Raw genomic sequence first — 6,052 nt, 5'->3', positions numbered from 1 at the left:
ACTGTCCACGTCCGAGTGGACGGCGGCCCACACCGCCCACCACCGTTCCTGCAGCCGGTCCCGAAGCTCACCGGTCACGACCGCCTCCGTTCGCCGACACCGTCCAGAGGCCTGCGCCCGTTCAGCGTCGCGCAGCCCGGGCCCTGTGTCGAGGCGCCGCCCCGAATAATGTCACGGTCGGTGACAGACTGCCCGGGTGCTCAGTAGCTGGGTGTCACCCACGCCTCACGACCCGTAGGCGGCCTGCTTCACGGCGAAGACGTCGCGGTGCCCCTTCGTCTCCTGCAGTGACCACAGCAGGTCCGGATCCGAACCCGCGGCCTCCCAGTAGCTGATGCTCTCCCCGCCGCCGACCCAGCCGAAGGTCTTCGACCCGCCGGTCGGCGTCCAGTAGTACAGCTTCTTGTCGCCGGACGAGTTGAACCACCACCGACCGTTGTGTGAGGCGACCCCGTTGAGCCTGTGCCACGGGAGCTGCAGCGCCTCAATCGCCGTCGTCGACGTCGTGAACGTCGGGGCGCCCGCCGCGAACGGGAACCGGATCGCGCGGGCCGGCCGGTTGGGGTAATCCGTGCAGCCGGACGAGCAGGTGTACTCGTTGACGACGATCGACCGGGTGACGCGGTCGAGGGAGATCGCCGACCAGACCAGCGGCGTATCCGACGTGGTGTGCGACGTGATGGTGCCGACCTGAGGGAGCACGTATCCGTAGTTGTGCGCGTAGAAGGTCTTGCCGTCGGTCGTGCCGATCTGGCCGGCCGTACCGCCCGTGTTCGTCTTGAGGATCTTCTTCATGTTGAAGACGCGCATGCCATGGCCGGTGTCGGCAACGTAGAGATAGTCGCCGTACCACGAGATTCCGCCGGCGTGCATCGGGATGTCCTTGAAGTTCGGCGATGCCGCGCTACCGGTCGGCTCGACGAGAAGGACCTTGCGGTACTTGTCGGGGTACGTCGCATCCCAGTCGACGAGGGTGATCCGGCTGCGGCTCTGCGCGCCGTCGCAGCCGTTGGTGGTGTACCAGCTGACGAGGATGAGCTGGTGGCCGTCGTAGTTGCCGCTGTCGGTGGTGCCGACGGCGTCCCGGCTGCTGGAGATGCCCTGCGGATAGTTGGTGCAGTCGCCGTTGTCGGTCGAGTCGAACTTGAATCCGCCCGCATAACCGGCGAGCCCGAGCGAGTCGGGCGCCGTCCGGTCGTGGTTGGCGTGGGCCATCACCGTGTCGACGTCGGCAGTTCCCAGCTTCGACACAAGCGCGGCGTTCACGTCGTCGTAGTGGTGGTAGTCGGCCGACAGCGTGAACTGGCTGGTGGGCAACGTCGTAGGCCCGCTCGCGGCGGCCGCCGAGGTCGACCCGGCGAGTGTCGCCGTACCCAGTGCCACAACGCCGGCTACTGCTGCCGCCGCGATCCTTCTGCTGATCTGCATGACTCCCCATCGCGCTCCGAATTGGTCGCGCCACGATACCGTCCACCGTCTGGTGGTCAATCAAGTAAAAGTGGCCGTTCCCGGCGTCGTCACGATGTTCCGTCGGTCGTCACGCCTTCGAGGTGTCAGCAGTTCCGCACTTCCGAGGAGGACACCATGCCGAGCGCATCTCGACTCGCCACACCCGTCGCGATCGACGAACCGCCCATCGAAGGACGCTACGCGGCGCTGGGCGACTACACGGTCAGCTTCGAAACGTTCAAGCAGGATCTCGACCCGGCGCCGTTCTTCGCGGGGCTGCCCGGCGACCGCTGCCAGTGCCCGCACTGGGGCGTCGTCACGGCCGGCCGGCTGACGTTCCGCTGGGCCGACCACGAGGAGACCTATGTCGACGGTGACGCCTACTACGCGCCGCCGGGACATCTCCCCCAGGTCACCGCCGGAACGATCATCGTGGAGTTCAGCCCGTCCGCCGAGCTCGAGGCGACCATGGCCGTCGTGCAGAAGAACCTCGCCGAACTGGGAGCATCGGCATGACCGCCGGCGTGGGCGCTCGCCCTGACTCGACGACGGCCTCCGCAAAGCTCATCCGGTTTCTCGAGACCGGAATCGTTCCCGATGGACTGTTCGCGCCGACCGTATTCGCCGATCTATCGCTGCCGCTGTGGCGAGTCCAGTCGGAAACCGACCATGACCTGCTCTCCATCCGGTCGGCGGGGCACCCGTTCCCGGGTGCGGTACGCGTGGAACGCGTCGAGCGGACGGATCACGGCTTCACCCTGGAGTTCGAGGAGCGATGGGACAACGCCGGGCAGCGGTGGTACGCCCGCGAAATGATCCGCGCCGATGTGGTCGACGACCGAATCGTCGAGCTCGCGGTCTACTGCACGGGTGATTGGGATGAGGCCCGGCAGCACGAACACGCCACTGCCGTGAATCTGATCCGGCCGTGACCGGTGCCGCGGGCCTGCCGCCGAACCTACGATGAGGTGTGTCGACCGATCCGTCCGCGACCGCCGACCTCTTCGCGCGTGCCGAGGCAGCGCGCGCCGGCGGTAGTGAGGAAGCAGCGTCTCGCCTCTACGACGAGGCGGCCACACGGTGCCGGGCCGAAGACGACCTCGAGGGCTGGACCCGTGCGGTCCTCGGGGCCGCCTCGGTACAGGTGTTCGGGTCCGAGCCCGGCAAGGTCCCGGCCCTGCTTTACGACGTGCTGGCCCGCACCACTGACGACGGGTCACGGTCGCGGCTCGCTGCGGCATTGGCCCGCTGCTGGGTCTATGCCGGCCAGGCAGCGCGAGCAGCGCCGTTCGCCGATGAGGCGGTGGAGCGGGCGCAACGAGTGGGCGACCCCGGATTGACGGCCGATGCCCTCGACGCGGCTCTCGCCGTGCACTGGGGTCCTGACGAGCTCGGCGTACGGCGGTCACTGGCCAGCCGGCTCGATGACGTCGCCGCGCACGTTCTCGATACCGATGCCCGGCTGCAGGCGCACCTGTGGGGGCTGCAGGTCGCGTGCGAGGCCCTCGACCTGCAGGCGATGTACCGGCAGATCCGTGCCCTCGAGTTGCTCGGAGCGGAGTCGCCCCGGGCCCTCTTCTTCGCCGCGTCGCGTCGGCAGATGCTCGACCTCATGCGCGGCCGCACCGACACCGCGACCCACCTCCAGGAGGTGGCCGCAGCTGCTGGGGAGAGGTCTCGCCTCGCGGATGCCTGGATGGTCGTCAAGGCGATGGCGTGCTACTCCGCCGCCCAGTCCGGCGACGTCGAGCGGTGCGCAGCGGGTGCGCAGGACTGCGAGGAGTTCGCCGTCGCCGAGGGCGTCATCACGGTATGCGCAGAGGCCGCATATCTGTGGGTCGCCGCCCGACGCCCGGACCGGGCGCGTGCCCTCGTGTCGATGTTCCACGGCGACGTTCTCGACGACCTCCCCCGCGACGTCAACTGGCTGCTGACCCTGCAATGCGTGCTCGAGGCGGCCCTTGCCGTCGACGACCGGGCGATCGTCGTCAAGGCGACCGGCCTCCTTGGACCGTACGACGGCCGAGCGGTCTTCAACGCCGGAGCCGTGATGTTCCACGGCACCACCGACGACACGCTCTCCCGCGCATACGCCGCGCTGGGCGACACCGGCCGGGCGGAAGAGCTGCGGCTGCGGGCGCTGGCCACGTACGAACGGATCGGCGCGCCGTGGTGGCACGACCGACTCGCCTCATGGTCGTCGCCGGGCGGCGAGCCGATTGCCGTCGGTGCCGGCCGCATGCACCTGCATCCCACGCCGGGCGGGTTATGGCTCATCGGTCGGCCGGGCACACCCGTCGCCGGCCTGCGCGGATACGGGTACCTGCGCGAGTTGATCCGCCGGCCCGGGCAACCCGTATCTGCCCTCGACCTCGTCGGCGCGGGCACCGGGGTGGTCGCCGCAGCCGGACTCGGTGACGTGGCCGACAGGCAGGCCCTTGCGGCGTACCGCCAACGCCTGCGCGACCTCGACGACGAGCTCGCCGAGGCAGAGGCCTGGGCCGACACCGGCCGGATCGCGGCCGCACGGAGCGAGCGCGAAGCGCTGCTGGACGAACTTGGCAGGACGACCGGCCTAGGAGGCCGTGCCCGTACGAGCGGCTCCAGCCAGGAACGTGCCCGAGTCGCCGTGCGGAAGGCGATCACGGCGGCCCTCGACCGCATCACCACCGTCGACGATGCGCTTGCCCGCCACCTACGACGAAGCATCCGCACCGGCCTCGTCTGCAACTACGAGCCTGACGCAGACGATGAGATGGACTGGGCGCTCGACTGACGATGTCCGCCGCGATCCTTGCTCAGCCTGCGGGATGGGTGGAAATCAACGATGCGTAGACGACGATGTTGTCGTCGTAGCTGTGGGTGGAGAAGTCGAAACTCCCCCCGCAGGTGATCAGCCGCAGCCCCGCATGGTCGATGTTCCCGTAGACCTGCAGCGTCGGGAAATGATTCTTCGGATACTCCGCGACGCGGTCGATCCGGAAAACCGCGGCGGTACGGTCGGCCCGCGTCACGGTTACCGTCTCGCCGGGTTGCAGGGCGCCGAGCTTGAAGAAGATGCCCGGGCCGTACTTCGCGGAGTCGATGTGGCCGAGGATCACCGCCGGCCCGAGCTGGCCCGGGGTCGGCGAGTACCTGTACCAACCGGCCCGCGAGTCCCGTCCCAGCGGCGGCACCTGCACCGTCCGGTCCGAGTTCTGGCCGAGCTCGAGCAGCGCGGAATGCGCGGCGATTGCCGGGATGGAAAGCGAGACCGGGGCGGAACGCCGAAGGATCGGCCCTCGGGTCGCCGGAACTTGCGCCGAGGACGTCGGTCTCTTGCCCGCGGTGTCGGCTGACCTGGCCGTACGACCCGGTCGCGCAGGGACCGTCCGGGTCGGCCCGGACGTCACGGTCGGCGCCGGATGCGCGGCCGACGCCGATGGCTGCGGCGGGCTCTTCTGCGCCGCCGCAGCCACCGCGATCAGGATTCCCCCCACCACGACGAGCGCGAGTGCGACCGCCGCGGCAACGATGCCGCGGCGGCCACGTCGCGGTGACCGGCGTCTACTCACGACGGGTCCGGTCCCTGCTCCTCGCCATGGTGTCTTCGTCAGGACTGGTCGCCGGTACGGCGCCGGTAGGCGAACACTCCGAGCCCTGCTGCGGCGACGAGTGCGATCCCGCCGAACGCCAGTTCGGTGCTGTCTTCCGTTCCGGCCGTGCTTCCCCCACCGGTGTTGGCGGCACCGGCGGGCATGCTGGTCATCTGCGAGGCGGTAAGCGCACCACACAGCGCCGGCGACGTCGCAGCCAACGGCAGGGACGGGACGAGGTCACTCTTCTCACCCTGCGCCTGCTTGCTCAGCGTCGCCGGGTCGAGCCCGTGCACCACGACGACAGCCTTGCCGGCCTTCAACGACGACATGGTGGCCGAATCCAGGGTGATGGTGCGGGAGTAAGTGTAGCTACCACCGCTCGGCGCGATTTTGATGTTGGTGCCGTCGGCCGGCGTGGTGCCGCCGCTGGTCGACAGCGTCGTACCGATCGGGCCGTAGGACGGCGCCCCCTCGGTGGTGGACACGACTCCGTCGCCGTTCTTGTCCGCCGCCATGGTCGGGCAGATGCCTTGGCCGTTGATGTGGATGTGTTGCACGTGTGGGTACGGGGCCTTGCCGAAGGTCGGGGCCAGGCCCGAAACGTGCTCGGTGACGGTGGCCTTGTTGCCGTTCAGCATGACCATCGCGGTACCGGATCCGCTCGAGTGGTTCAGCGGCTTGAGCGTCGCCTGGTACCCCATCGCGCCCTGTGCGGACGCTGCGGCTGGAATCAGCAGCGGCAGTGCGGCCACGGCGAGTGGTACGGCGATCTTGAGTGCCTTGCGCATGGGGTCTCCCATCGGGTCCGGCAGGATGGGATGTCCCGCCGCAGTCAACACGTGGAAGGCCATTCGCCTCAGTGGGACGGTCGGTTCATTCGTGCTGTCTGACGCCGTGCGGGGACCGAGCAGGCGAGTACGCCGAGCGACGGGCTACGACGTGGTGCGATATCGGGCGACAACTCTTGTCGGTCAGTCCGTAAGGTCGAGATCTCTATAGGCGACCGGGTGATTAGCCCCGCGATC

Annotated in this window: 6 protein-coding genes; 3 read left to right on the top strand and 3 right to left on the bottom strand. The window is 68.8% G+C overall.

The window, feature by feature from the left end:
• Positions 1 to 225: 225 nt before the first annotated feature.
• Complete coding sequence (locus VGH85_24000) at positions 226 to 1,428, bottom strand: hypothetical protein (protein HEY2176883.1); 1,203 nt, start codon at positions 1,426 to 1,428, stop codon at positions 226 to 228.
• Between the two features lie 156 nt (positions 1,429 to 1,584).
• Here VGH85_24000 and VGH85_23995 point away from each other — a divergent pair, with 156 nt between their 5' ends.
• Genes VGH85_23995 through VGH85_23985 form a run of 3 tightly spaced genes read left to right on the top strand, consistent with a single transcriptional unit; the run spans position 1,585 to position 4,225 of the window.
• Positions 1,585 to 1,965: a cupin domain-containing protein gene (locus VGH85_23995; protein HEY2176882.1), complete on the top strand. Its 381-nt coding sequence runs from the start codon at positions 1,585 to 1,587 to the stop codon at positions 1,963 to 1,965.
• Positions 1,962 to 2,381 (top strand): hypothetical protein, encoded by a 420-nt coding sequence (locus VGH85_23990; GenBank protein ID HEY2176881.1) that lies wholly within the window; start codon positions 1,962 to 1,964, stop codon positions 2,379 to 2,381. Before VGH85_23995 ends, VGH85_23990 begins: the two co-directional genes overlap by 4 nt.
• A gap of 38 nt (positions 2,382 to 2,419) precedes the next feature.
• The gene (locus tag VGH85_23985; GenBank protein HEY2176880.1) at positions 2,420 to 4,225 is read left to right on the top strand and encodes a hypothetical protein; all 1,806 of its coding nucleotides are present in this window, start codon (positions 2,420 to 2,422) and stop codon (positions 4,223 to 4,225) included.
• A 22-nt stretch (positions 4,226 to 4,247) separates the two neighbouring features.
• On the opposite strand, the gene VGH85_23980 is transcribed toward VGH85_23985, so the two are convergent.
• Positions 4,248 to 5,003 (bottom strand): class F sortase, encoded by a 756-nt coding sequence (locus VGH85_23980; protein ID HEY2176879.1) that lies wholly within the window; start codon positions 5,001 to 5,003, stop codon positions 4,248 to 4,250.
• Positions 5,004 to 5,041: 38 nt separating this feature from the next.
• Entirely contained in the window at positions 5,042 to 5,815 is a 774-nt protein-coding gene (locus VGH85_23975; protein HEY2176878.1) for a hypothetical protein, read from the bottom strand.
• Positions 5,816 to 6,052: the final 237 nt, after the last annotated feature.

The sequence above is a fragment of the Mycobacteriales bacterium genome, from assembly GCA_036497565.1.
In the GTDB taxonomy this organism is placed as follows: Bacteria; Actinomycetota; Actinomycetes; order Mycobacteriales; family QHCD01; genus DASXJE01.
Note: the sequence above shows the minus strand (reverse complement) of the source record. Positions and strands in the feature narration are given on the sequence as shown.